We start from the raw sequence: 25223 nt of genomic DNA on the forward strand, positions 1-25223 counted from the left end.
GTCCGACGGGAGTGGCATAGTCGACAGGGTGACCCATGACGACTCCGACCTCGCCCTCGATCCGCTCAACGACTGGCTCAGAGGACGCCACGCTCTCACCGGCGTCGCTCCGGACTGGAACATCCGCGACCTGCCGGATGACCCGGCGGTCCTGTTCGCCGAGTGGTTGCGCGCCGCCGCCGCAGCCGGGGTGGCGGAACCGCACACGGTGACGCTGGCGACGGTCGACGCGGACGGGATCCCCGATGCGCGCACGCTCATCCTGAAGAGGATCGACGAACGAGGGTGGGCCTTCGCGAGCACGCGGTCGTCCCGTAAGGGGGCGCAGCTCGGCGCAGTGCCGGCAGCGGCCCTGAACTTCTGGTGGCAGCCGCAGGTCCGTGCAGTCCGCGTGCGCGGCCGCGTGGAGGAGGCGACGCCCGAGGAGAGCGCCGCCGACCTCGCCGCTCGCTCGGCGGCCGCACAGGCCGGCATCGCCGACGGGGACTGGATGCTCTGGCGCATCGTCCCGAGCCGCATCGAGTTCTGGCAGGGGGAGACCGATCGGAACCACACCCGTCTCGTGTACGAGGCATCCGCGGATGGCTGGAGCCGGGCGCTCTCCGGTCGCGCCGCTGACCGCATCGAGGAGGAGGCTCGCGCATGAGCGACTTCCAGGTCATCGAGATCGGTGCGCTGGACGAGTGGCGTGAGCACCACGGCGGCTTCGATGCCGCGCGCTCCCGCGACGGTCGCCGCGTCGTCGACCACGAGCTGACGATGCAGTTCATCGGACTCACCGCGAACGCCCTCGCTCCGGGTGAGGAGGCGGGGTACTGGCACGTTCATTCACGCATCGAGGAGCTCTACGTCTTCCTCGAGGGGCGCGGGCAGATGGGTCTCGACGACGAGATCGTCGAGGTCGGCCCCGGCACCGTGATCCGAGTTGGTCAGGGGGTCGCCCGCACCTGGCGGTCTCACCCTGGCAGTGCGGGGAGTTCCGCTGGCTGTGCATCCGGGCCGGAGGCCAGGAGCTGCCGCATCTTCCCGATGACAGCGCGCGCCTGCCTGACCGGCCGCTGCCCTGGTCCGACTGAACGATGAGCGAGGTTCTCCCGCCTCCGCCGTCAGGGGTCCCGAGCTTCGCCGACGACTTCTCGACGGGGCTCGACGACGAGAAGTGGGTCGCCCACTACCTCCCGCATTGGACGGTTCCCGAGAGGTCGGCGGCGCGATATGAGATCGTCGACGCGGGGCTGCGCCTGCGTATCGACAGCGATCAGCTCGATTGGCGGAAGGAGGATGCCCCGCTCCGTGTGTCGAATGTGCAGACCGCGGTGTTCTCCGGATCCGTCGGGTCGGCGCGCGGCACGCACCGACATCGTCCGGACGGTCTGGAGGTGCGAACGGAGACGCCTCTGCACTTGCTGTTCGCTCCCGCCCGCGGACGCATCGATGTGACCGTCGCCGCGAGCACCGACGAAGGATGCATGCTCGCCGCCTGGCTCGTCGGGATCGAACACCTCTCGGAGAGGGATGCCGGCGAGATCTGCATCTTCGAGATCGACGCGGATGCGGTCTCGAATACGACTCGAGCGCGGACCGGCATCAAGGCGCACGGTGATCCGCGTCTGCAGACCGACATGGCCGAGGTGGTGCTCCCGTTCGACGCGAGTGAGCAGCACACCTGGACAGTCGTCTGGGGTGACGGCGAGACGGTGATCGGCTGCGAGGGGAGGGTGCTGCGGCGGATCCCGCAGTCGCCCGACTATCCGCTGATGCTCCTCATCGATCTCTTCGAGATCGGGACGCCCTCGGGCCGCTACCCCAAGTCCGCCCTCGTCGTGGACGTGCGGGCCTGGGGCTGACGCGCCTCAGCGAGCGTCGAGGAGCTCGTCCTCGACGTCGGCATCGCTGTCACGGCGCCGGGACTTCTTGACGGGTGCCGGCATCCCCTCCACCTCTTCGCGGTGCTTCACGATCTCGGTGCGGATGATGTAGCCGATGAACACGAAGCCCATCAGCGCGAACAGGATCCACTGGATCGCATACGACAGATGCGGGCCGGGGTCGTCGGTGGGGGAGTCGAAGCGGCCCAGGGTGCCTTCGCCCGCCGGTTCCTCGCTCACGATCTGCCCGTACGCGCTCGTGATCACGTCTCCGTCGACCAGCTCGGCGATCGAGGGGAGGTTGATCGTCGGCACCTGGCCCTCGGGAGCGCCGCGTCCCGAGGCCGGCAGCTGCTCTCCGGGACGCAGACGCACGGTGACCTCGACCTCTCCGCTCGGAGGCGCAGGAACGGCATCCGGGGAATCACCGTCGCCGGGCGGCACCCATCCGCGGTCGACGATGAACACACGTCCGTCGACATCGCGGAACGGCACCAGAACCTCGAACGCACTCGTGCCGCCATGGGGCCGATTGCGCACGAGGAGCTGGTCATCGGCGATGTACTCGCCGTTCAGGACGACGGGATGCCAGACGTCGCCGGGCTCGAGCGCTCCGTCGGCGCCGATGAGGTCGGACAGCGGGACGGGATCCGCGTCATAGTTCTTCTCGACGAGAGCGATCTGCTCGGATCTCGTCTCGTTGCGCTCGAACTGCCAATTCGACAGGAAGGCGCACCCGACCGCGAAGCCGATCGCGATCAGCACGTACACGGTCCATCGACCCATCCGGGCACTCACGAGGGCACACCATCTCTCACTGTCACGGGGAAGTCTCTGGCCGCCAGGTAGTCGTGGAGGAACGAGACATGCTCGTCGCACGCGAGCCAGATCTTCTCACGGTCGGCGGCATGGATACGCGGATTGCGCCACACCACCTGCGTGGTCGCCGCGCTCCGGCATCCGGCACGCGAGCACTCCAGTCCACTCACTCGCGATCCTGGCGGCTTTCGTGGATGGTGATGACGTGAGGCGGCGGATCCTGTTCGACTGGAAGCGTCGGGGCCGGGGCAGGTGCCTCCAGCTGCTGCACGGGAGATTCCGCCGTCGTCTCGGTGCTGTCGCTTCCTGCGTTCGCGAACACCACCGCGATGTAGGGAAGGAGCGCGGCCGCGAGCGCGAAGACCCATGTGTACCAGCCGTAGGGCTGCACGAACATCATCAGCGCGAAGCAGACGATGCGGATCGTCATGGTGAGCGCGTATCGGCGCACGCGGTGGTCCGCCTCGTCTTTCGGCGACTGCGGAAGCGAGGTGACAGCAGGGACCAGTGGCTTGCTCTTCACGATGAGTCCAGCCTACGCCGGTGCGGGCACCACGGCGCGCCCGTCTGCCGCTCAGGTCGAGAAGAGGAAGGGCAGAGTGAAGGCGCCGAAGAACAGGAACCCGATGACCGTCATGACGATGCCGATGACGAGCACCGCGACCATGATGTACCCCATGATGAGGCCGGCGAAGGCCATGCCGCGTCCGCCGATCGAGGGGTTCGCCTTCGTCTGCCGGAGCGCCATGTGGCCGGTGATCACGGCGACGATCGAGGCGAGCAGAGGCACCACGGCCCAGAAGAGCACGACTCCGGCGATTCCGCAGATCAGCGACGTGACCGCGAGTCCGCTCGCCGGGCGAGGTGCGGGATAGTTCGGTGCCGTGTAGTTCGGTGCCGCGTAGTTCGGGTATCCGGTGGCGGGTTGGCCGGGAGCGGACGTCGGGTAGGGCGACGCTGCAGGCGCTGAGCCGTAGGGGTGCATCGATCCGCCGCCGTGGACAGGCTGGCTCGGCGCGAAGGAAGGCGCGGCGCCCGGGTACGCCTGGGTGGGCGACGCCGGAGGGGCAGTCGGGTACGACGGCGGCTGCGCCGCCGGAGAAGCTGCCTGGTAAGGCTGTGCGAGTGGTGCCGACGCTGCGGGCGGCGGGGAGTCGGCTGCGGTCCGCCCGAAGGGGTGGGGATGCTGTTGTCGCTCACGGTGGCGCCTTTCGTCGGGTTCAGCGTTCCAGTCGCGGCGTCCGTCTGTCAAACGACGCCGGTCGGACGGCGGCATCCTCGGTAGGATCGAGGACGACCAGGCCCCGACCCCAGCGGCCAGATCAGGAGTGGAAATGAGTTCTCGCGTCGTCCTCGTCACCGGCGGCAACCGCGGCATCGGCCGCGCCATCGCAGAGCGATTCGTCCGTGACGGATACCGCGTCGCAGTGACGGCGCGGAGCGGGGAAGGCCCCGACGGCACGTTGACGGTCCGCGCGGACGTCACGGACGCTGCGGCTCTCGACGCGGCATTCACCGAGGTCGAGCAGCAGCTCGGGCCGGTGGAGATCGTGGTCGCCAACGCCGGGATCACCAAGGACACTCTCCTCCTTCGCATGAGCGAGGACGATTTCGACAGCGTCGTCGCCACCAACCTCGGCGGAACGTTCCGTGTCGTCAAGCGCGCGTCCAAGGGCATGCTGCGGGCTCGTTTCGGACGCGTCATCCTCATCTCGAGCGTCGTGGGCCTGTACGGCTCGGCGGGGCAGGTGAACTACTCCGCATCGAAAAGTGCACTCGTGGGCTTCGCGCGATCGCTGACCCGCGAACTCGGCGGACGCGGCATCACCGCGAACGTCGTCGCGCCGGGCTTCATCGAGACCGACATGACCGCAGAGCTGCCCGAGGAGACTCAGAAGCAGTACAAGGCGAACATTCCCGCCGGACGCTTCGCCACTCCTGACGAGGTCGCGGGTGTGGTCACCTGGCTCGCGGGCGACGACGCCGGCTACATCTCGGGCGCGGTCATCCCCGTCGACGGCGGCCTCGGGATGGGGCACTGAGCCGAGACCGACGCCCTGTCGTCACCGACGGGAGACCGCCGCGTCGATGAGCTCGGCCAAGCGGCCCGGAACCGAGAACTGCGGCCAGTGACCTGAGCCGATGCGGATGACCTCGGCATCGCCGATCGCTCGGAATTCATCCGCGTACGGGCCCCACTGCGCGAGCTCCGACTCGAGAGTCTCCTGATCCATCGCGCCCATCAGCAGTGTCACGGGTACCCCGTGGCGCTGCTCCGAGCGCAGCTCGATCGGATCGGTGGGCACCCGCGCGGGAACGCTCCGAGCCAGCGGACCGGTGCGGGCGCGGGTCGAGTCGTCGAGGTCGTCGACGTCTTCGGCGGGGAAGTAGTCCCACCCGGGGAAGGGGACGACGCCGTCGACGACCTCGAACTCGCTGATGCCGAACCCGGAGGGCGGCGGCACCGTGTCGACGAAGACGACCCGCGAGACGAGGTCGGGCCGTGCGTCGGCGACGCCCCAGGCGACGTTGCCGCCGCCGCTGTGACCGACGACGGCCACGGGTGCCCCGATGTCGTCGACCGCGGCCACGGCGGCATCGACCCACTCGGCGATTCCGATGTCGGAGGAAGCGGCGGCGGGGAGACCGACGCCGGGCATCGTCAGGGGATGCACCGAGTGCCCCGCGCGTTCGAGGTCGGCGGTCACCTCGCTCCAACTGGACGCGTCGAGCCAGAGACCGGGGATGAGGATGATGTCCATGCCCCGACGCTAGACGGGGCCTCGGACATCCGCTAGGGCAGCAGCGCGATGACGTCGGAGAGGTCCTGCGGGCCGATCACGAGACTCGCCGCCGCGCGTACGGCAGGCTTCGCATTGAACGCCAGTCCGAGACCGGCGACGGCCATCATCTGCAGGTCGTTGGCTCCGTCTCCGATCGCGATGGTGGCGTGACGGGGGACCCCGAGCTCGTCGGCCCATTGCTGCAGTGAGGCGGCCTTCACCGCGGCATCCACGATCTCGCCATCGACGCGGCCGGCCAGGGCGCCGTCCACGATCTCGAGGCGGTTGGCGCGCCACCGGTCGACGCCGAGCCCGGGCGCGACGTCGTCGAGGATCTCGTGGAACCCCCGGACACGACTCCCACGACACCGCCGCGCTCATGGACGGCCGCAGTGAGCTCGCGCACCCCAGGGGTCGGCTCTATGCGCGCCAGCACGCGCGCGAAACCCGACACCGGCACGCCTTCGAGCGCAGCGACGCGGGAGCGCAGGCTCGTGGCGAAGTCGATCTCGCCGCGCATCGCGGCCTCCGTGGCCGCCTGCACCTCGGGGCCCCGCCCGACCTCATCGGCGATCAGTTCGATCACCTCGTTGCGGATGAGGGTGGAATCGGCATCGAGGACGACGAGGAAACGCGCGGCAGTCACGCCTTCGAGCCTATCGACAGCAGAACGGCCCGCTGTGCAGCCGCGTATCGCGGCGACACCGTCACCTCTCGATGAACAGGCCCTTGCCCACCACGGTGATGCCGGACTCGGTCACGGTGAACCCGCGAGCCAGATCTCGCTCGCGGTCGACGCCGACGGTCGCACCGTCCGCCAGGACCACGTTCTTGTCGAGGATGGCTCGATGGACTCTCGATCCCGCTCCCACCCGCACACCGTCGAAGACGACGGAGTCGGTGATGGTGGATCCTCCTCCGGCGAGTGTCCACGGACCCACGACGCTGCGCTCGAGATGAGTGCCCGAGAGCACGGATCCGAGCGACACGATCGAGTCGATCGCATTGCCGATGCGCCCGACGGAGTCGCGCACGAACTTCGCGGGCGGCGAGTTCACGGCCTGCGAATGGATCGGCCACTCCATGTTGTAGAGGTTGAAGATCGGAAGCGTGGAGATCAGGTCCATGTGCGCGTCGAAGAAGGAGTCGATCGTACCCACGTCGCGCCAGTACGAGCGGTCGCGCGGCGATGAGCCGGGGACGTCGTTCCGCTTCATGTCGTAGTAGCCGGCCTCGCCCCGATCGACGAAATACGGCACGATGTCGCCGCCCATGTCATGCCCGGAGGTCGGCGACTCGCCGTCTGCCTCGACCGCGGCGATCAGCGCATCCGCGTCGAAGATGTAGTTGCCCATCGAGGCGAGCACTTCGTGCGGCGAGTCCTCGAGGCCGGCGATGTCGGTCGGCTTCTCGAGGAACTGCTTGATGCGGCCGGACTCGGTGTCGGCGTCGATGACCCCGAACTGGGACGCCATGGCGAGCGGTTGGCGGATGCCCGCGACGGTGGCCTTCGCGCCGGACTCGATGTGGGCGTCGAGCATCTGTCGGAAGTCCATGCGGTAGACGTGGTCGGCGCCGATCACGACGACGATGTCGGGCTTCTCGTCGTTGATGAGGTTCAGGCTCTGCAGGATCGCATCGGCCGAGCCCGAGAACCAGCGCTTTCCGAGACGCTGCTGCGCGGGCACCGAGGTCACGTACGAGTCGAGGAGAGCCGACATGCGCCACGTCTGCGAGATGTGGCGATCGAGACTGTGCGACTTGTACTGCGTGAGCACGACGATCTGGCGCAGACCCGAGTTGATGAGGTTCGAGATCGCGAAATCGATCAATCGGTACTGTCCGCCGAAAGGCACTGCAGGTTTGGCCCGATCGGCCGTGAGGGGCATGAGACGCTTTCCCTCGCCGCCGGCGAGGATGATGCCGAAGATCTTCTTTGGTGCGGACATGCACCAACCATAGATGCGATTCGGCTCGGCTAACTAGCATCTGGACAACTGAGTCACTACCGTCTAGACATGCGCGTCGAGATGATCACGAAGGAATACCCGCCGGAGATCTACGGAGGTGCCGGTGTGCACGTCGCCGAGCTCGTCACGGCCCTGCGGCAGAATATCGATGTACAGGTCAGAGCCTTCGGAGCTCCTCGTGACGAGGCGGGAACTTTCGCCTACCGGACACCTGCAGGACTGGCCTCCGCGAACCCCGCGCTGCAGACGCTCGGGACGGACCTCGAGATCGTCGCGGCGATCTCGGACGCCGATCTCGTGCACAGTCACACCTGGTACGCGAACTTCGCCGGGCACATCGCCTCGCAGCTTCACGGCATCCCGCACGTCCTCACCGCGCACAGCCTGGAACCGCTCCGCCCGTGGAAGGCCGAGCAGCTCGGCGGGGGATACGCGGTGTCGAGCGGAATCGAGAAGCTCGCGTACGAGAACGCGGCGGCGGTGATCGCGGTCAGCGCCGGCATGCGCGAGGACATCCTGCGGAGCTACCCGTCGGTCGACCCGACCCGGGTGCGCGTGATCCACAACGGCATCGACGTGGATCGCTGGCGGCCGGTGCAGAACCCGGCGTTCCTCGAGTCGGTCGGTATGGATCCGACCAGGCCGTCCGTCGTGTTCGTCGGCCGGATCACCCGGCAGAAGGGCCTGCCGTACCTCCTTCAGGCCGCTCGTCTGCTGCCCCCGGAGGTCCAGCTCATCCTCTGCGCCGGCGCGCCGGACACCCCCGAGATCATGGCGGAGGTGCAGGAGGGCGTACGACTTCTCCAGCAGACCCGCGAGGGCGTCGTCTGGATCGATCGGATGCTGCCGCGCGACGAGCTGTCGGCCATCCTCACCGCGGCGACGACATTCGTGTGCCCGTCCGTCTACGAGCCGCTGGGAATCGTGAACCTCGAGGCCATGGCCTGCGGCGCTGCCGTCGTCGGCACGGCGACCGGCGGCATCCCCGAAGTCGTCGACGACGGGGTCACCGGCCGCCTGGTGCCGATCGAGCAGCTCCAGGACGGCACGGGGACGCCGGTCGATCCGGAGCGCTACGTCGCCGACCTCGCTGACGTGCTCACCGAGGTGACGTCCGATCCCGAGCGAGCCCGTGCCTACGGCGCGGCCGGCCGGGAGCGGGCTCGCGACGAGTTCAGCTGGGGCGCGATCGCCGACACCACGCGCGCGCTGTACGCGGAGCTGACCGCCTGAGCCGATAGGCTGGAGGCATGTCGAGCGCTCTGGAATTCACCGACGTCGTCGTGCGCCGCGAGGGGCGCAACATCATCGATCACGTGACCTGGCAGGTCGACGATGATCAGCGGTGGGTGATCCTCGGACCCAACGGTGCAGGCAAGACGACGCTGCTCCAGCTGGCTGACACGCTGATGCACCCGACGTCCGGAACCGTCACGGTGCTGGGAGAGACCCTCGGACGCACGGATGTGTTCGAGCTGCGCCCGCGCATCGGCTTCGCGTCCTCCGCGATGGCGAAGCGCGTGCCGCGCGAAGAGACGGTTCTGAACACGGTGCTCACAGCGGCATACTCCGTGCTCGGGCGATGGAACGAGAGCTATGAGGACATCGACGAACGTCGTGCGCTGCGCGTCCTCGGCGACTGGCGACTCGACCACCTCGCCGACCGGACCTTCGGCACTCTGAGCGACGGCGAGCAGAAGCGCGTGCAGATCGCCCGCGCCGTGATGACCGACCCCGAGCTGCTGCTGCTCGACGAGCCGACCGCGTCTCTCGACCTCGGCTCTCGCGAGGAGCTCCTTGCGCTCCTGAGCGGCTATGCGTCGTCGCCGACGACGCCGGCGATGCTGATGGTCACGCACCACGTCGAGGAGATCCCGGTCGGATTCACTCATGTGCTGCTGATGCGCGACGGGCGCATCGTCGCCGCCGGGCCCGTCGCCGAGACTCTGACGGCCGAGGCTCTGACCGAGACGTTCGGCATGCCGATCGTCCTCAGCAGCGAAGAGGGTCGCTATGCGGCCCGCGCGGCATCCTGATGCGCATCTGATAGAATCGATCCTTGGTGCTCTCTGCACCGCAGACTTCCCTCGTCCCTGGCACAATCCAGGGCAGCAACTAAGGAATCCCATGAAGACTGACATTCACCCCGTGTACAAGGCTGTCGTGTTCCGCGACCTCGGCTCGGGCGAGACGTTCCTCACCCGTTCGACTGTCTCGAGCGACAAGACCATCGAGCTCGACGGTGTCGAGTACCCGGTGATCGACGTCGAGATCTCCTCGGCATCGCACCCGTTCTACACGGGCAAGCAGCGCATCATGGACTCGGCCGGTCGCGTCGAGAAGTTCAACCAGCGCTTCAAGGGCTTCGGCGGATCGTCCAAGTAACGACCCCCGCGATCGAAGGCCCCGTGTTCCTCGGAACACGGGGCCTTCGTCGTCTGCAGTGGGTTCGTCTTCTGCGGTCGGATCGCGCGCGAGTCGTCAGACGTCGATGACGATGCGCTCTCCGTCGATGCGGCCCAGCGGGTCGCCAGGGGCCGGTGCGGGGGCGGTGCGCTGAGTCTGACGGTCTCGCTCGGCACCGGCTTCGTGCGCCGACGGCATCCACACCGCGTCGAACGATCCGCCCAGGCCGCCGCCCGCGCTCTCGTACTTCTTCTCGAGCGGAGTACGGGAGTAGACCGCCACGATCACCACCACGACCGCGGTCGCGGCCACGAGGAGGATCGCGATCGTCAGCAGGGTCCCGAGAATGTCGGCCATGACTCCAGGCTAGGCGGGACGGCGCCGATCGGCATCCGTCTGCAGGAGGATCCTCAGCGGATGCGTCGGCCCTGGGCGAGATCGATGAGATGCGTCAGTACGGGACCCGACCGCAGGCCGTTGTGCTCGTGTTCGCTCGTCACCCAGAGCTTCACGCCCGGCAGCAGGCGCGCGGTCTCGAGGGAGTACTCCAGCGGCACGTAGACGTCGTTCACGTACACGGCGGCCGCGCCCGTCGCACCCGAGGTGGCGATGGCGACCTCGTCGTAGATGCGCGGCCACTCGAACTCGGCGAGCGCGAGCGTCACATCGCGCCACGGCCGGAAGGCCGGCACGGTCTCGGTCCAGTCGCGGCGGATGTGCTCTCCGGTGAACAGCGTGACGTCGTCCCGGAAGTCCTGGGGCTCCGTCCGCTCGGCGGACCAGCGGGTCGCGTGTCCGCTGGCGTAGCTCGACTCGTGGAAGACGAAGTAGAGCGGGTTGCGCCCGCTGTAGGGCAGCGCGTGCATGAGGTCGTGGCGGAACGCGTTCGATGCGGCATCTCGCTCCAGGAGCGACCACAGGGTCTGCCAGCCCTCGTTCGTGCCGAGCGCCGAACCCACAGAGCGCAGTCGAGACGGCGAGACCACCTCGCCGTCGGGGAGCACGATGTCGCCGGCCGCTGCCCGGTCGACCAGACCCCGCATGACGTCGCGATGCTGCGGGAATCGCCGGTAGTACTGCTCGGAGGCCGCGCGCATCTTGTCATAGCAGAGCGCGTACACCTCGTCAGGATGACGATCGACGGCGCTCAGGCCGCCCGTGATGAAGACGTCCGCCAGCGAGTCCGCATCGGTGGAGAGATAGGCCAAGGTCGTGAACCCGCCGAACGACTGGCCGAGCACGCTCCACGTCTCAGCACTGAGGTGCTCGCGCATCGCCTCGCAGTCCCGGACGATCGAGTCCGCGCGGAGATGGGTCAGGTACTCGGCCACTGCCTCGGAGCCTCGTGCGAGGTCGCCGTCGCCCACGGGCGTGGACAGGCCGGTGCCGCGCTGGTCGAGCATCACGACGCGGTAGTGCGCGAGGGCCTCGTCGAGCCAGGCGGGGGAGGATGAGGCGTGGAAGGGTCGCGGCGCTTCGTGACCGGGGCCGCCCTGCAGGTAGACGAGGAAGGGGAGTCGCTCGCCTCCCTCGCGGGTGACGACGCGGGCGAAGATGTCGATCGTGCGGGTGTCTGCGGCGTCGCCCCAGACGAGCGGCACGGTCAGCGTGTGCTCCTCGATCGTGAGGTCGAAGAGGCGGTGGATGGTGGTGGTCATGTCACATCACATTCCCGATATAGGAGTACTTGACGAAGACCTCCGAGGCGATGTCGGCCTCGTGGAGCACGCCCTGCACTGCGTTCATCATGTAGTTCGAATCCCACCCCATGTAGAGGTGGTGCGTCTCGTCCAGCTGGTCCCACTGACCCTTCCAGGCCATGGTGTCGTAGATCGGACCGCCGTGAGCGGCGCAGTACGACACGGCGGCCGCGCGGGTGTCGGTCCAGGAGCGGCGGAAGACGCGGTTGAAGAGGTGCTTGACGTCGAAGACCTCCCAGCGCTCTCCGCGGTATTCGACGTACTCGAACTCGCGTTCCCACCCGGCGGGCCATCCACGGCGGCGGACGGCATCGAGGATGGGAGTGAGGCCGTCGTCATCGATCTCCGGCAGTGCGGGGCGGGCCCAGATCCGCAGCAGGTCGGCGGTCAGGCGGATCGTGCGCTGCGAGATGGCCGCGGTGCCCCAGGTATCGGTGGCCGCGAGCGCCTTCGTCTCGGCGATCGTGCTGCGGGCGTACGCGGAGTCGCGCTTGACGGAATAGGACTCTCCGAAGACCCGCTCCGCCAGTCGCTGCTCGAGAAGCGTGAGGTTGCCGAGCGTGGGTGCGAGAGCGCGATGCGCGTTGCGTTCGTCGTCCGAGTACTCGATCCACTGGCGCACGCCGTCGCCGGACCAGCTGTCGCTGGGCACCGTGGGCACGATGTGCTCGACATCGAAGTCGATCGGGTCGTCGACCCCCTCGATGCGGCCCAGCACGTATGCCGGGTGCGCGAGCTCGCTGTACTTCACCACCGCACTCACCCGTTCGTCAGACGGGGTGATGCGGGCGAAGGCGCGAGCCAGGGCGTCGCGCCCATGCGCACGTGCGCGGCAGAGACGGGCGACCAGGCGCTCGTTCGGAAGATTGACGAGCGTCCGCCGCAGGTACATCGCCTGGATCCACTCGAGAGTCTCGACGAGCTCATCCCGCTCGATCAGACCTCGGGCGTGCTCGCTGTAGACGCTGAGGACGAGAGGGTAGGACGCCCGGCCGAAGGTGTTGACGTAGCGCAATTGCCGGGCGATCTCCGGGTCCTGCTCGCGCGAAGGATCGAGCAGGATGCCGTAGATCTCCGCGTAGTGGCGCCAGACCTCAGCATCCGCCTGCAGATGGTCCAGGTCGACGCGAGGGAACGACTGCCGGAACGCGCTGTAGACGCCGTGCTCGCCGTTTGCGGCGACCTCCCGTCCCGTCGTCATCACCAGGTAGTGCCGCCAGAAGGCTCCGATCGCCTCTCCGGTGTTCCGTTCGATCGGAAGCCAGAACCGCTCCTCGACCTCGAGCTGCTCCGTGTGGGTCAGGCCCATGAGCATGTAGTTGTGGATGAGCTCGTGGTCGCGCAGCGGCTCGCCCGTCGAGTTCAGGCTCGCGAAGATCTGCTGGGCGTTCGCGTCGGCACCGAGCGTGATCGACACGTGCTCGAGCTTCTGCAGGCCGGCCCAGATGAGCGGGGCTTCATCGGCGTGCACCTGGCTGCGGAAGAACGCGTAGTTGTCATCGAACCGCGACTCGCGGTCGGCGTGACCGTCGCGTTCGAGCACCACGGATTCGTAGAGCTCGGCCCATGCGTCGTGCGGGCGCAGCTTCGTGCGGGTGGGGTCGTCGGGGCGCACGAGCACGCGGTCGAGGTCGGCGGCGAGCCGAGGGTCGGAGTCCTGGATGGCATGCCGAAGGGCCGCGACCAGCAGCATCAGCGTGGTGATGCGCTGCTGCCCGTCGATCAGGACGAGGTCGGTGTCGGCATCGCTGTCGTCGGCCGCCGACAGGATCGACCCGATGAAGTGGCGGTGGGATGAGTCCTCGCGGGCGACCGCACGGACGTCCGAGAGAAGCTGCTCGCACCCGCCGATGTCCCACCGGTACTGGCGCTGGTACACCGGCACGACGATGGTCGTGGAGTCCTCTGCGAGCCACTCGATCGTGTTGACAGCTGTCGCCTCGACGTTGGTCGCAGTGCTCATGCTGGTGTCTCGTCCTCCCGTAACGCCCGGCGCCGAGGAGTCGCCAGGCGCCCGATTCAGTCTATTCGCTTATTCACGGCGGCCCTCGGCGGCGCTCCAGAGGTGCCCTGTTAGGCTTGCCTTATCAGGGCCTGTTAAAACGTGCTGGCCCCCGATGAAGGGACATGACCTAGATCATGGGATACATCAAATCGAAGGCGCTCGAAGACAAGGGCTTCGTCGTGCTCGACAGCTACGACCAGGAGCTCGACCCCAAGGAGTGGCTCGACATCGAGTACAACGACTGGAAGTCGTCGGGCGACACCCGCTTCGCGCCGCTCGCCAGCGCCAAGGGCGAGATCGAGTGCAACGGCTTCTGGAACCACAAGCCGCCGCGCACCGACAAGGACGGCGTCTGGATCGACTCGCAGACGGCGAAGGCTCCGAACCTCACGCGTCGTGCACAGGAGCCCGGCGCCAACGTCGGTCGCTGCCGCGTCATCGAGCTGCAGCCGACCCCGTACGGCGAGTGCCTGTACAACCTCCACCAGGACGACAACAACCGCCTGAACCCCGACGGCACCGGATGGGTCGTGCGCGGATTCTTCAACCTCAGCGACGACAAGGACAGCTTCTTCGTCCTGCGCGAGAACCGCACGGACCCGAGCATCGAGTACCGCATCGCCCTGCCCGCCGGTGCACAGCTCATCGTCGACACGCAGCGTCTGTGGCACGCCGCGACGCACGTGGGCACCGAGCCCCGCTACTGCCTCATCACGTCGTGGACGTCCGGCCCTGAGCTCGACGCCTACATCGAAAAGTACCACGGCACCCAGGACGTGCCGAACGTCGAGGTACCGCAGGAGGTCCTCGAGGCGGGCTACGCCGAGCAGGCTCGCCGTGACGCCGCCCGTGCCGCGTACTACGCCGCCAAGGGGCAGCAGGTCAAGCAGGCCATGAGCGAGGCCTGAGCCTCATCCGAATCAGGACCGGCGACGGTCCGAAGGCCCCGGTCCTCGCGACCGGGGCCTTCTTCGTGGAATCACATGCTTGTGATTTCGCCTGGTCTGGGCGAGAATAGCCCCATAACCGCATATTCACGCCAGTTCTCGGTGTTTCAGGTCGTTGGGGAAGACGCACCTGATGAAACGGAGAGATCATGGCGACGGCTTACGCACGCGGAGTGGTGTTCATCCACTCTGCACCTCGCGCGCTCTGCCCGCACCTGGAATGGGCGGTAGGACGCGCCATCGGTCGTGCGGTGAACTTCGACTGGAGCGACCAGCCCGTGCTCGACGGCGCACGCCGCGCCGAGTTCTACTGGGATGGTCCGGTCGGCACGGGCGCTGCTCTCGCGACCGCGATCCGCGGCTGGGAGCATCTCCGCTTCGAGGTGACCGAGGATCCGACTCCTCGCAGTGACGGCGGGCGCTGGCTGCACACTCCCGACCTCGGGATCCACTACGCCCAGACGGATGCGGCCGGCAACATCGTCATCGGCGAGGACCGCATCCGCTACGCGATGGAGATCGCGGCCGGGAGCGCGACCGAGCTGCAGCGTGAACTCGACATCGCACTCGGCTCGGCCTGGGACGAGGAGCTGGAGCCGTTCCGCCACGCGAGCGATGACGCGCGTGTCGTGTGGCTGCACAAGGTCGGCTAGGCAGCCGCCCACAGACCTGGAAGGGGAAGGCGCGAGTATCGGATGCCGGTGAGCGATCCCGGACGCTGAGAAGGCGAATTCCCTTTCCATACATGACGAGGACCCCGCCCCTGGACAACAGGGACGGGGTCCTCGTCCGTCAGATGACGGCTGACCGGGCCATGTCGGTGCGGGCGGTGGTTCCGCCGGACATCACGTCGTCCCACGCGAGCCGCAGTCGCTGCATCGCCTCGGCGGTGCGCTCCGGGGGCAGCGTGATCGGGATGCGCAGGCGCCGCTCGAGCACGCCACCCGTGGAGAAGCGAGGTCCGGGCGGGAGGATCAGCCCGTGATCACGTGCGGCCAGCGACAACTCCGTCGAGACGGGAGCGCCGAGATCGAGCCAGGCGGACAGTCCGCCGTTCGTCTGAGGCATCGAGAGGCTCTCGATCGATTCGAGTCCCGCCGCCACGGCATCCCGTCCCGCGTGCAGGCGTGACGCGACGTGCGCGGTGAGAGCGGGCATCTCGCGCAGCAGCTCGACGGCGATGCACTGCTCGAGCAGCGCCGTGCCGAGCTCGAACGAGGGGCGGACGGCGAGCAGGCGGGTGATCATCGCGCGGTCGGCACGGATCCAGCCGATGCGCATGCCGCCCCAGGCGATCTTCGACATCGAGCCGACGGTGATGACGCGCGGGCCGAACGCCGCGAGAGGACGTGGAGTCCAGCCTCGATCGATGTCGAGCTCCGCGGTCGTCTCGTCGACGACGAGATGCGTCCCGACGCTCTGCGCCGTCGCCGCTATGCGTGACCGGGCCGCGTCGGGCAGCGTCGCGCCGGTGGGATTATGGAAGTCGGGGATCAGATACGCCAGGTGGGGGCGACTGCGAAGAAGCGTGTCGGCGATGTGGCGCTCATCCCACCCGGTGACATCCACCGGAGTCGGCACCAGTCGGTAGCCATGGCGGTGGAGCGCCTCGAGAGCGTGCGGGAAGGTCGGCTGCTCGACGAGTGCACGCTCTCCGCGTCGGCCGATCGTCGCGAGCACCAGGTTGAACGCGTGGAGGGCGCCGGACGTGATCATGATCTCGTCGGCATCCGTCGGGAGCCCCCGCTGCGTGAAGCGCTCGGCGACTGCGTCACGCAGTTCAGGGAGGCCCGGCAGCGAGTATCCGCTCGTGCCGCGCAGCGCGGCCAGACGGGGGAGCGATCGTACCGTCGCGTCGTACAGCCCCGGCGTCGAATCCATCGAGGCGATCGACAGATCGATCGCCGAGGCGTCAGCCATAGGACCGACACGTGCTGCGGTGTGCGGAAGTGTGACACGGGTGCTGCCTCCGTGCCGACGCGAGACGTAGCCGTCGACCTCGAGGAGCCCGTACACGCGGGTCGTGGTGGAGCGGGACCGTCGCAGCTCGAGGGCGAGCGCTCGCTCGGACGGCAGACGCTCGCCCACCGTCAGTCGACCGTCGAGGATCAGCGCACGGATCTGTTCGGCCAGGGCCTTGGCTGTACCGCCGGCGACGTTCTGTGCGCCGAGCTGCTGGACGAGTCGTGAGGTCATCTGTCCAGCATGCCGCAAAGTGGCCTGAGGAAAGCAGGCCACTTCTCGTCGAGTGGACGTCTGGCGCGCATCCGCGGCGGGTGCACGATGGAGGGATGCAGCTCCGTTCCGTCTTCCTCCCCATCGCAGCCACCAGTCGTCGTGACGTCGTCGAGCGCATCGTCCAGTTGCTCGTCGGGCTGTTCCTCTACGGTGTGGCACTTGGTCTGATGGTGCGGGGAGGCATCGGCGTCGCGCCCTGGGATGTCCTCGCTCTCGGCATCGCCGGCAACGCAGGCATCGGCTACGGGGTGGTGACGGTGCTCGTCTCCGTGCTGGTGCTGCTCCTGTGGATCCCCCTGCGGCAGCGCGTCGGTCTCGGCACGCTGCTCAATGCACTGCTCGTCGGACCGAGTGCAGATCTCGCACTCTTCCTCCTCCCCGTGCCCCCGTCGGTGTGGGTGGGTGCCCCGATGTTCGTGGCGGGGCTGCTGCTCCTCGCGTTCGCCACCGGGCTCTACATCGCCGCGGACTTCGGTCCCGGCCCGCGCGACGGCCTCATGACGGGTCTCGTCGGGCGAACGGGCTGGCCGGTCTGGCTCGTCCGCACTCTGATCGAGGGCAGCGTGCTGCTGATCGGGTTCCTGCTCGGCGGACCTGTGGGCGTGGGAACCGTGCTCTTCGCGTTCGGAGTGGGGCCGCTGATCGGGTGGTTCCTGCCCTGGACGACGAGGGTGCGGGCGGCTCGCTCACGACAGCTCGCCCGCGCGTAGTCCCACCGCTGTCGACGACAACGGCCCCCGGGATCACCCGGGGGCCGTTCTCTTCCACCTCAGTCAGTCGGCGCTTGCGAACACGGCAACGGCGTTGTGCCCGCCGAAGCCGAACGAGTTGCTGATCGCGTAGAGCTGACCGTCGCCGAGGGGCTGCGGTTCACCTGAGAGCTTGAACGGCACAGCCGGGTCGGGCTCGGTCATGTTGATGGTCGGCGGAGCGACGCGGTCCCGCAGGGCGAGCAGCGAGAAGATCGCCTCGAGGGCTCCGGTGCCGCCGAGCAGGTGCCCCGTCGACGCCTTCGTGGCCGACACGGGGATCTCATCGATCCGGTCGCCGAAGACCTTCTTGAGTGCGACGTACTCGTTGGGGTCGCCGACCGGGGTCGACGTCGCGTGGGCGTTGATGTGGGCCACCTGGTCGGCGCTGATGCCGGCCTCGTCGAGAGCCTGGGTGACGGCGCGGGCGGCACCGGTGCCCTCGGGGTCATTGCCCGTGATGTGATAGGCGTCTGCCGTGACGCCACCGCCGAGCACGTAGCCGTAGATCTTGGCGCCGCGCGCCCGGGCGTGCTCCTCGGTCTCGAGGATCAGCGCCGCAGCGCCCTCTCCCATCACGAAGCCGTCACGGTCGATCGCGCCGGGGCGCGAGGCGGTCGCCGGGTCGTCATTGCGCCGCGACAGGGCCTGAGCCGAGGCGAAGGACGCCATCGTGATCGGGTGGATGGCGGATTCGGTGCCACCCGCGATCACGACGTCGGCGAGACCGTCCTGCAGGTGGTGGAAGGCGTGGATGATCGACTCGGTGCTCGATGCGCAGGCACTCACGACGGTCTGCGCGTAGGCGCGAGCCTGGAACTGCAGCGACAGGTTGCCGGCAGCGGCGTTCGGCATCAGCATCGGAACGGTCAGGGGCATCACCCGGCGCGGTCCCTTCTCGCGCAGGGTGTCCCATGCGTCGAGGAGGGTCCAGAGGCCGCCGATGCCGGTGGCGAAGTCGACACCGAGGCGCTCGGGTGCGACCTCGGGCGAGCCGGCATCCGCCCAGGCCTCGCGCGCCGCGATGAGCGCGAACTGCGACGACGGGTCGAGACGCTTCGCCTCGTGGCGGGGAAGGACCTCTTCGGGGCGGACGATCGCCTCAGCGGCGAAGGTCACGGGGAGTTCGTACTGCTGCACCCAGTCGTGCTCGAGAGTGCGGGTGCCGGACTGGCCTGCGAGCAGGTTCGTCCAGTTCTCGGGAGCTGTCCCGCCGATGGCGGACGTGGCGCCGATGCCGGTGACGACGATGCGCTTGGTCATGTGTGGTTCCTTGTCAGGCGGGTCGAGCAGAGGGCGGGCAAGGCGGAGGATGCCACGCCCCGCAGATGCGGGGGTGGCATCCTGCGTGGATTACTCCTGGCCTGCGACGATGAAGTTGACGGCGTCGCCGACGGTCTTGAGGTTCTTGACCTCGTCGTCGGGGATGGTGACGCCGAACTTCTCCTCGGCGTTGACGACGATCGTCATCATCGAGATCGAGTCGATGTCGAGGTCGTCGGTGAACGACTTCTCGAGGGCGACCTCGGAGGCGTTGATGCCGGTCTCGTCGGTGATCAGCTCTGCGAGGCCAGCGAGGACCTCATCGTTGGTGAAAGCCATGTGGTCTTCCTCTTTCTTACGGGTTGTATTCGGAACCGTGGAACAGTCTAGGGAAAGTCGGCGCGTTGTCAGGGAAGGACGACGACCTGAGCGGCGAACACGAGACCCGCGCCGAAGCCGATCTGCAGTGCGAGGCCGCCCGAGAGCTCGGGGTGCTCGGCCATCAGACGGTGACTCGCGAGCGGGATGGAGGCCGCCGACGTGTTGCCGGTGGTCTCGATGTCGCGGGCGATCACGGTGCTCTCCGGAAGCTTGAGCTGCTTCGCGAACTCGTCGATGATGCGCATGTTCGCCTGGTGCGGGATGAAGGCGGCGATGTCCGTCGGCTCGACGCCGGCCCGGTCGAGCGCCTCGCGCGCGACCTTCGCCATCTCCCAGACCGCCCAGCGGAAGACCGTCTGGCCCTCCTGACGAAGGGTGGGCCACGGCACCTCGCCGTCGCGGAACTCGGTGAGCGTCGCATTCATGCCGACAGCGTCGGCCTTCGACCCGTCCGATCCCCACACTGCGGGCGCGATGCCCGGCGTGTCGCTCGGGCCGATGAGCGCGGCTCCGGCACCGTCGCCCAGCAGGAAAGAGATGCTGCGGTCGGTCGGATCGACGACGTCGGACAGCTTCTCGGTTCCGATCACGAGCGCGTAGCGGGCGGCGCCGGACCTGATCAGCGCATCCGCCTGGGTGATCGCATAGGCATAGCCGGCGCAGGCGGCGTTCACGTCGTAGGCCGCGGCGGGGTTCGCACCGACGCGGTCGGCGACGATCGCGGACACCGACGGCGACTGCTTGGGGTTGCTGATGGTGGCGACGATCACGAGGTCGACCTGGTCAGCGGGGATCCCCGACTTCTCGATGGCCTCAGCGCCGGCGATCGCGGCGAGATCGATCGCGTCCGTGTCCTTGTCCGCGCGAACACGTGTGACGATGCCGGTCCGCTGGCGGATCCACTCGTCGCTCGAGTCGATCGGTCCGATGAGGTCCTCGTTCGGCACGGCGTTCTCGCCCCGGGCAGCGCCGAAGGAGTAGATGCGGGTGTAAGCGGGACCGGTGATCTGGTTCAGGGTGGGGCTCATGCGGCTTCTCCGTTCAGCAGCGCGACGGCCGCATCGAGATCATCGGGGGTCTTCACGGCGACGGTCGGCACGCCGCGCAGGCCGCGCTTGGCGAGACCGGTCAGCGCGCCCGCCGGGGCGAGCTCGATCAGGCCGGTGATGCCCTGGTCGGCGAACGAGGCCATGCATAGGTCCCAGCGCACCGGCGAGGAGACCTGGTCGACGAGATAGGTCAAGGCCTGCGAACCGTCACGGACGACCGAGCCGTCGCGGTTGGTCCACAGTGTGATGTCGGGATCTGCGGGAGTCACGGTCGACACGGCGTCACGCAGTGCGGCGACGGCCGACCCCATGAACGAGGTGTGGAACGCGCCCGCCACCTGCAGAGGGATGACGCGGGTGCCCTTGACGGGCTCGGTGGCGAGAGCGTCGAGCCCGGCGAGCTCACCGGCCACGACGAGCTGGCCGCCGCCGTTGTAGTTGGCGGGGGAGAGGCCGAGCTCGCTCAGACGGGTGAGGATGGCCTCCTCGTCTCCGCCGAGCACGGCGCTCATGCCGGTCGGAGTCTGGGCGGCGGCATCGGCCATCGCGCGGCCGCGGATGCCGACGAGGCGCATGCCGGTCTCGGCATCGATCACTCCGCTGCCGACGAGTGCGGCGATCTCGCCGACGGAGTGTCCGGCGACGCCGTCTGCTCGGCGTCCCGCGCGAGCGGTGAGTGCGGCGGCGGCGATGAGGGACGCGGCGACGATCAGCGGCTGGGCGATGCGCGTGTCGCGGATCGTGTCAGCATCCGACACCGTTCCGTGCTGCCGGAGGTCGACCTCGGAGGCCTCGGAGTACGAGGCGAGAGTCTCCGTCACGCCGTCCAGCTCGAGCCAGGGGAGAGGAAACCGGGGGTCTGCGAGCCCTGTCCAGGGCATACGACGACAATCACCACCCCAGTCTGCCAACGATCTGACAGAAGTGGTGGATGATCCATCACAAGATTCCGAAGAACCCTTGTGTGTGGCGTACAGCTGAAGGGCGTCTGGTGCGGCGATCAGCGTGAGGGACGCCGCAGCGGAGGGCGACGTCGCACCTGCTCGGCGGCGCCGATCGAACCGAGGATGAGCGCAGTCTGCAGGATCAGAGCCTCGCGTGGGCCCGTGGCGTCCCAGCCGATGACCTCGCTGACGCGCTTCAGGCGATAGCGCACGGTGTTCGGGTGCACGAACAGCTCGCGGGCGGTCGCCTCGAGCGAGCGACCGTTGTCGAGGTAGCTCCACAGCGTCGTCACCAGGTCGGTCGAATGCGCCTGCAGCGGTCGGTAGATGCGCTCGATCAGCGTCTGCTTGGCGAGCGGATCACCGGCGAGGGCACGCTCGGGAAGCAGGTCGTCGGCGTCGACGGGCCGCGGAGCGCTCCGCCACGCCCGCGCCACGGCGAACCCGGCGAGGGCGGCTCGGGCGCTCTGGCTCGCGTCGACGAGCGCGGCGACCGCGGGGCCGAGCACGACGTAGCCCGGACCGAAGGAGGGCTCGAGGCGCGTCGCGATCTCTTCGAAGCCGAGTTCCTCCTCTTCGCCCTCCGCGAGCTCCTGGCCGGCGACGCGTGCCCGCCCGATGACGAGAACGAGGCGCGAGCCCTGCACGCCGATCAGCACATCGACCGCGAGCTTGCGTGCCGTGCGACGCACCAGATCGACATCGAACTGCGGGGGAGTCGTGCCCACCAGCACCGCGACCTCGCCGTGTCCGTGCCAGCCCAGCGCGGCGATGCGACTCGGCAGCTCTTCGTCGGCTTCGCCGGTCAGGATCGAGTCGACGACGAGCGCCTCGAGCCTGGCATCCCAGAGGCCGCGGGCCTCAGCAGCGCGGGCGTAGACGTCGGCCGCGGCGAAGGCCACGTCGCGAGAGTAGAGGAGGATCGCCTCGCGGAGATCTGCACCCCGACCCGCGACCCTCTCTTCCGTCACCTCGACGGTGACGCGGATCAACTGGAGGGTCTGCTGCAGGCTGACGCTGCGGAGCAGCTCGCGCGGTGCCGCCGCGAAGATGTCGGCGGCGATCCACGGCGTCGACGTCGGGTCCTCGTACCACTGGATGAACGAGGTGATGCCCGCCTGGGCCACCAGCCCGACCGCCGAGCGGCGGGCTGGTGGCATGTCGGCGTACCACGGGAGGGTGTCCTCGAGGCGCTTGATCGTCACCGAGGCGATATCACCGGAGATCCGGCGCAGCCAGGTGAGCGTGGCGGACTTGTCCATGCCGCGCGAAGAGGAACCCGTCACCGATGACTCAGCTTTCGCCGCCCGCGTTGCCGCTGGTGCCGGCGTTCACGTCGAGCAGGCTGTACTTCTGGATGGCCTGCGCGGCGAGAGAGCGGTCGACGACCCCGTCTTCGGCGAGCGACTGCAGCGTGCGGACGACGATCGACGGACCGTCGATCTTGAAGAAGCGACGAGCGGCCGCACGCGTGTCGGAGAAGCCGAATCCGTCGGCACCGAGCGTCGCGAAACGCTGCGGGACCCAGGGACGGATCTGGTCCTGCACGGCGTGCATGTAGTCGCTCACCGCGACGACGGGACCCTCGGCACCCTGCAGCTTCTGGGTGAGGTACGCGGTGCGGGGCTCTTCTTCGGGGTGCAGGAAGTTGTGCTCGTCGGCGGCGAGGCCGTCGCGGCGCAGCTCGGTCCACGAGGTGACCGACCAGACATCGGCGATCACGCCCCAGTCGTTCTTCAGCAGCTCCTGTGCTTCGAGAGCCCAGGGGAGTCCGACGCCCGAGGCGAAGAGCTGGGCACGCGGGCCCTCACCCTCGCCGACGGAGATGCGGTGGATGCCGCGCACGATGCCGTCGACGTCCACGTTCTCCGGCTCGGCCGGCATCACCATCGGCTCGTTGTAGAGCGTGATGTAGTACATGACGTTCGGGTCTTCGTGGTTGCCGCCGTACATGCGCTCGAGACCGGAGCGCATGATGTGCGCGATCTCATAGCCGTAGGCCGGGTCGTACGAGACCGTCGCCGGGTTGGTGGCGGCGAGCAGGTGCGAGTGGCCGTCGGCGTGCTGCAGGCCTTCACCCGTGAGGGTGGTGCGGCCGGCCGTCGCCCCCATGATGAAGCCGCGCGCCATCTGATCACCGGCGGCCCACTGGGCATCACCGGTGCGCTGGAAGCCGAACATCGAGTAGAAGAGGTAGATCGGGATCAGCGGCTCGCCGTGCGTGGCGTACGACGTGCCGGCCGCGGTGAACGCCGCGAGGGCGCCCGCCTCGTTGATGCCGACGTGCACGATCTGTCCCTGAGGGCTCTCCTTGTAGGCGAGGAGGAGCTCGCGGTCGACCGAGGTGTAGTGCTGGCCGTTCGGGTTGTAGATCTTCGCCGAGGGGAAGTACGCGTCCATACCGAACGTGCGGGCCTCGTCCGGGATGATCGGGACGATGCGGTGCCCGAAGTCCTTCGAGCGCAGCAGGTCCTTCAGCAGACGGACGAACGCCATGGTCGTGGCGATCTCCTGCGTGCCGGAGCCCTTCTTGGGAAGCGCGTAGGCCGTGTCGTCGGGGAGCGAGAGTCCCACGTGAGTGGAACGGCGCTCGGGCAGGTAGCCGCCGAGAGCCTGGCGGCGCTCGAGCATGTACTGGATCGTCTCGTCCTGCGGGCCCGGGTTGTAGTACGGGGGCAGGTAGGGGTTCTCCTCGAGCTGCGCATCCGTGATCGGGATGTGCATCGCGTCGCGGAACGTCTTGAGGTTGTCCAGCGTCATCTTCTTCATCTGGTGGGTCGCGTTGCGGCCCTCGAAGTGCGGACCGAGGCCGTAGCCCTTGACGGTCTTCGCGAGGATGACGGTGGGCTTGCCCTTGTGCTCGGTCGCGGCCTTGAACGCGGCGTAGACCTTGCGGTAGTCGTGGCCACCGCGCTTCAGGTTCCAGATGTCGTCGTCGGAGTAGTCCTTGACGAGGGCCGCGGCACGCTCGTCGCGGCCGAAGAAGTGCTCGCGGACGTACGCGCCGGACTCGGCCTTGTAGGTCTGGTAGTCGCCGTCGGGGGTGACGTTCATCAGGTTGAGCAGCGCACCCTCGGTGTCGCGGGCGAGCAGGTCGTCCCATTCGCGACCCCAGACGACCTTGATGACGTTCCAGCCCGCGCCGCGGAAGAACGACTCGAGCTCCTGGACGATCTTCCCGTTGCCGCGCACCGGACCGTCGAGACGCTGGAGGTTGCAGTTGACGATGAACGTCAGGTTGTCGAGCCCCTCGTTGGCTGCGACCTGCAGCTGTCCGCGGCTCTCGACCTCGTCCATCTCACCGTCGCCGAGGAAGGCCCAGACGTGGGACTGCGAGGTGTCCTTGATGCCGCGGTTCTCGAGGTACTTGTTCGACATCGCCTGGTAGATGGCGTTGATCGGACCGAGTCCCATGGAGACGGTGGGGAACTGCCAGTACTCCGGCATCAGACGCGGGTGCGGGTACGACGGGATGCCGTGCGGCGCGTGCGACTTCTCCTGACGGAAGCCGTCGAGCTGGTCTTCGCTCAGGCGGCCCTCGAGGTACGAGCGCGCGTAGGTGCCGGGGGAGGCGTGGCCCTGGATGAAGATCTGGTCGGCGCCACCGGGGTGGTCTGCGCCCTTGAAGAAGTGGTTGAAGCCGACCTCGTACAGAGCGGCCGACGATGCGTAGGTCGAGATGTGGCCGCCGACGCCGATGCCGGGGCGCTGCGCGCGGTGCACGGTGATCGCGGCGTTCCAGCGGATCCACGCACGGTAGCGGCGCTCGATCTCTTCGTCACCCGGGAACTCGGGCTCGTTCTCCGGCGCGATCGTGTTGATGTAGTCGGTGGTCGGGACCATCGGCACGCCCAGGTGCAGCTCCTTCGAGCGCTTGAGCAGGCTGAGCATGATCTCGCGGCCACGACCGTGGCCCTTCGCGTCGACGAGCTCGTCGAGAGACTGCTGCCACTCGCCCGTCTCTTCCGGATCGCTGTCGAGGGGGCCCTGGGAATACGGATCCTGGTCGTGCACAGTCACGGGGAGCCTTTCGTCAAGCTGGCAGGTCATGCCAATGAAACGGGAAGCGACGCGGGCAGCCTTGTCGGCTGTGCACAACGC

Annotated in this window: 25 protein-coding genes and 2 pseudogenes; 10 read left to right on the forward strand and 17 right to left on the reverse strand. The window is 68.1% G+C overall.

What is annotated here, in order from left to right; all coding sequences use genetic code 11:
- The first annotated feature begins 28 nt into the window (after positions 1–28).
- Genes ACZZ93_RS00900 through ACZZ93_RS00910 form a run of 3 tightly spaced genes read left to right on the forward strand, consistent with a single transcriptional unit; the run spans position 29 to position 1847 of the window.
- On the forward strand, positions 29–646 hold the full coding sequence (locus tag ACZZ93_RS00900) for a pyridoxamine 5'-phosphate oxidase family protein (RefSeq protein ID WP_463510290.1): 618 nt from the start codon (positions 29–31) through the stop codon (positions 644–646).
- On the forward strand, positions 643–1083 hold the full coding sequence (locus tag ACZZ93_RS00905; protein ID WP_463510291.1) for a cupin domain-containing protein: 441 nt from the start codon (positions 643–645) through the stop codon (positions 1081–1083). Before ACZZ93_RS00900 ends, ACZZ93_RS00905 begins: the two co-directional genes overlap by 4 nt.
- Positions 1080–1847 carry a LamG domain-containing protein gene (locus ACZZ93_RS00910; RefSeq protein ID WP_463510292.1) on the forward strand — a complete coding sequence of 256 codons (768 nt, stop codon included), beginning with the start codon at positions 1080–1082 and terminating at the stop codon, positions 1845–1847. Before ACZZ93_RS00905 ends, ACZZ93_RS00910 begins: the two co-directional genes overlap by 4 nt.
- A 6-nt stretch (positions 1848–1853) precedes the next feature.
- On the opposite strand, the gene ACZZ93_RS00915 is transcribed toward ACZZ93_RS00910, so the two are convergent.
- From ACZZ93_RS00915 to ACZZ93_RS00930, 4 genes are read right to left on the reverse strand one after another with little or no spacing between them, the layout of a single operon-like run.
- Positions 1854–2654, reverse strand: a complete 801-nt coding sequence (locus tag ACZZ93_RS00915; protein WP_463510293.1) for an SURF1 family cytochrome oxidase biogenesis protein — start codon at positions 2652–2654, stop codon at positions 1854–1856.
- An 8-nt stretch (positions 2655–2662) separates the two neighbouring features.
- Positions 2663–2857, reverse strand: coding sequence for a hypothetical protein (locus ACZZ93_RS00920; RefSeq protein WP_187249736.1), 195 nt, complete (start codon positions 2855–2857; stop codon positions 2663–2665).
- Positions 2854–3210: a DUF3099 domain-containing protein gene (locus ACZZ93_RS00925; protein ID WP_072591374.1), complete on the reverse strand. Its 357-nt coding sequence runs from the start codon at positions 3208–3210 to the stop codon at positions 2854–2856. Before ACZZ93_RS00925 ends, ACZZ93_RS00920 begins: the two co-directional genes overlap by 4 nt.
- Before the next feature lie 51 nt (positions 3211–3261).
- Positions 3262–3672 (reverse strand): DUF4190 domain-containing protein, encoded by a 411-nt coding sequence (locus ACZZ93_RS00930; protein ID WP_463510294.1) that lies wholly within the window; start codon positions 3670–3672, stop codon positions 3262–3264.
- A 349-nt stretch (positions 3673–4021) separates the two neighbouring features.
- On the opposite strand from ACZZ93_RS00930, the gene ACZZ93_RS00935 reads away from it, so the two are divergent.
- On the forward strand, positions 4022–4729 hold the full coding sequence (locus ACZZ93_RS00935; RefSeq protein WP_053096412.1) for a beta-ketoacyl-ACP reductase: 708 nt from the start codon (positions 4022–4024) through the stop codon (positions 4727–4729).
- A 21-nt stretch (positions 4730–4750) separates the two neighbouring features.
- Here the strand turns inward: ACZZ93_RS00935 and ACZZ93_RS00940 are convergent, their stop codons facing one another.
- From ACZZ93_RS00940 to glgC, 3 genes and pseudogenes are all read right to left on the reverse strand, one after another.
- Entirely contained in the window at positions 4751–5449 is a 699-nt protein-coding gene (locus ACZZ93_RS00940) for an alpha/beta fold hydrolase (RefSeq protein ID WP_463510295.1), read from the reverse strand.
- 32 nt (positions 5450–5481) lie between these two features.
- Positions 5482–6116, reverse strand: a pseudogene (gene serB / locus ACZZ93_RS00945) (phosphoserine phosphatase SerB).
- 61 nt (positions 6117–6177) lie between these two features.
- The gene (gene glgC, locus ACZZ93_RS00950; protein ID WP_053096406.1) at positions 6178–7419 is read right to left on the reverse strand and encodes a glucose-1-phosphate adenylyltransferase; all 1242 of its coding nucleotides are present in this window, start codon (positions 7417–7419) and stop codon (positions 6178–6180) included.
- Between the two features lie 69 nt (positions 7420–7488).
- Between glgC and glgA the strand changes: the two genes are divergently transcribed.
- From glgA to ACZZ93_RS00965, 3 genes are all read left to right on the forward strand, one after another.
- On the forward strand, positions 7489–8673 hold the full coding sequence (gene glgA / locus ACZZ93_RS00955; protein ID WP_295101054.1) for a glycogen synthase: 1185 nt from the start codon (positions 7489–7491) through the stop codon (positions 8671–8673).
- Between the two features lie 17 nt (positions 8674–8690).
- A complete protein-coding gene (locus ACZZ93_RS00960) occupies positions 8691–9476 on the forward strand; it encodes an ABC transporter ATP-binding protein (protein WP_463510296.1) in 786 nt (261 codons plus the stop codon).
- 91 nt (positions 9477–9567) lie between these two features.
- Complete coding sequence (locus ACZZ93_RS00965; protein WP_042537536.1) at positions 9568–9825, forward strand: type B 50S ribosomal protein L31; 258 nt, start codon at positions 9568–9570, stop codon at positions 9823–9825.
- Between the two features lie 96 nt (positions 9826–9921).
- On the opposite strand, the gene ACZZ93_RS00970 is transcribed toward ACZZ93_RS00965, so the two are convergent.
- The 3 genes from ACZZ93_RS00970 to ACZZ93_RS00980 are packed head-to-tail and all read right to left on the reverse strand — an operon-like array spanning position 9922 to position 13509.
- A complete protein-coding gene (locus ACZZ93_RS00970; protein WP_056278870.1) occupies positions 9922–10203 on the reverse strand; it encodes a hypothetical protein in 282 nt (93 codons plus the stop codon).
- 53 nt (positions 10204–10256) lie between these two features.
- Entirely contained in the window at positions 10257–11504 is a 1248-nt protein-coding gene (locus ACZZ93_RS00975) for an alpha/beta fold hydrolase (protein WP_285363208.1), read from the reverse strand.
- Position 11505: 1 nt separating this feature from the next.
- Positions 11506–13509 (reverse strand): DUF262 domain-containing protein, encoded by a 2004-nt coding sequence (locus ACZZ93_RS00980; protein WP_463510297.1) that lies wholly within the window; start codon positions 13507–13509, stop codon positions 11506–11508.
- Positions 13510–13685: 176 nt separating this feature from the next.
- Here ACZZ93_RS00980 and ACZZ93_RS00985 point away from each other — a divergent pair, with 176 nt between their 5' ends.
- Both ACZZ93_RS00985 and ACZZ93_RS00990 read left to right on the forward strand, forming a co-directional pair.
- Positions 13686–14459: a hypothetical protein gene (locus ACZZ93_RS00985; protein WP_053096395.1), complete on the forward strand. Its 774-nt coding sequence runs from the start codon at positions 13686–13688 to the stop codon at positions 14457–14459.
- A 188-nt stretch (positions 14460–14647) separates the two neighbouring features.
- Entirely contained in the window at positions 14648–15151 is a 504-nt protein-coding gene (locus ACZZ93_RS00990; protein ID WP_053096393.1) for a DUF3145 domain-containing protein, read from the forward strand.
- A gap of 139 nt (positions 15152–15290) precedes the next feature.
- Here ACZZ93_RS00990 and yczR read toward each other — a convergent pair whose 3' ends face one another.
- The gene (gene yczR / locus ACZZ93_RS00995) at positions 15291–16694 is read right to left on the reverse strand and encodes a MocR-like transcription factor YczR (protein WP_463510298.1); all 1404 of its coding nucleotides are present in this window, start codon (positions 16692–16694) and stop codon (positions 15291–15293) included.
- Between the two features lie 95 nt (positions 16695–16789).
- Between yczR and yczE the strand changes: the two genes are divergently transcribed.
- Entirely contained in the window at positions 16790–17446 is a 657-nt protein-coding gene (gene yczE, locus ACZZ93_RS01000; RefSeq protein WP_072591365.1) for a membrane protein YczE, read from the forward strand.
- 63 nt (positions 17447–17509) lie between these two features.
- On the opposite strand, the gene ACZZ93_RS01005 is transcribed toward yczE, so the two are convergent.
- The 6 genes and pseudogenes from ACZZ93_RS01005 to aceE all read right to left on the reverse strand — a co-directional run bounded on the left by ACZZ93_RS01005 (position 17510) and on the right by aceE (position 25142).
- Positions 17510–18748: a beta-ketoacyl-[acyl-carrier-protein] synthase family protein gene (locus tag ACZZ93_RS01005; RefSeq protein WP_056278865.1), complete on the reverse strand. Its 1239-nt coding sequence runs from the start codon at positions 18746–18748 to the stop codon at positions 17510–17512.
- Positions 18749–18838: 90 nt separating this feature from the next.
- Complete coding sequence (locus ACZZ93_RS01010) at positions 18839–19087, reverse strand: acyl carrier protein (protein WP_017202249.1); 249 nt, start codon at positions 19085–19087, stop codon at positions 18839–18841.
- A gap of 68 nt (positions 19088–19155) precedes the next feature.
- Positions 19156–20157: a beta-ketoacyl-ACP synthase III gene (locus ACZZ93_RS01015; RefSeq protein ID WP_053096388.1), complete on the reverse strand. Its 1002-nt coding sequence runs from the start codon at positions 20155–20157 to the stop codon at positions 19156–19158.
- Positions 20154–21073, reverse strand: a pseudogene (locus tag ACZZ93_RS01020) (ACP S-malonyltransferase). Before ACZZ93_RS01020 ends, ACZZ93_RS01015 begins: the two are co-directional and overlap by 4 nt.
- Positions 21074–21178: 105 nt before the next feature.
- Positions 21179–22384: a PucR family transcriptional regulator gene (locus ACZZ93_RS01025; protein WP_056278864.1), complete on the reverse strand. Its 1206-nt coding sequence runs from the start codon at positions 22382–22384 to the stop codon at positions 21179–21181.
- A 31-nt stretch (positions 22385–22415) separates the two neighbouring features.
- Positions 22416–25142 (reverse strand): pyruvate dehydrogenase (acetyl-transferring), homodimeric type, encoded by a 2727-nt coding sequence (aceE, locus tag ACZZ93_RS01030; RefSeq protein WP_053096386.1) that lies wholly within the window; start codon positions 25140–25142, stop codon positions 22416–22418.
- Positions 25143–25223 lie beyond the last annotated feature (81 nt).

It is taken from the genome of Microbacterium sp. AC026 (genome assembly GCF_979258475.1).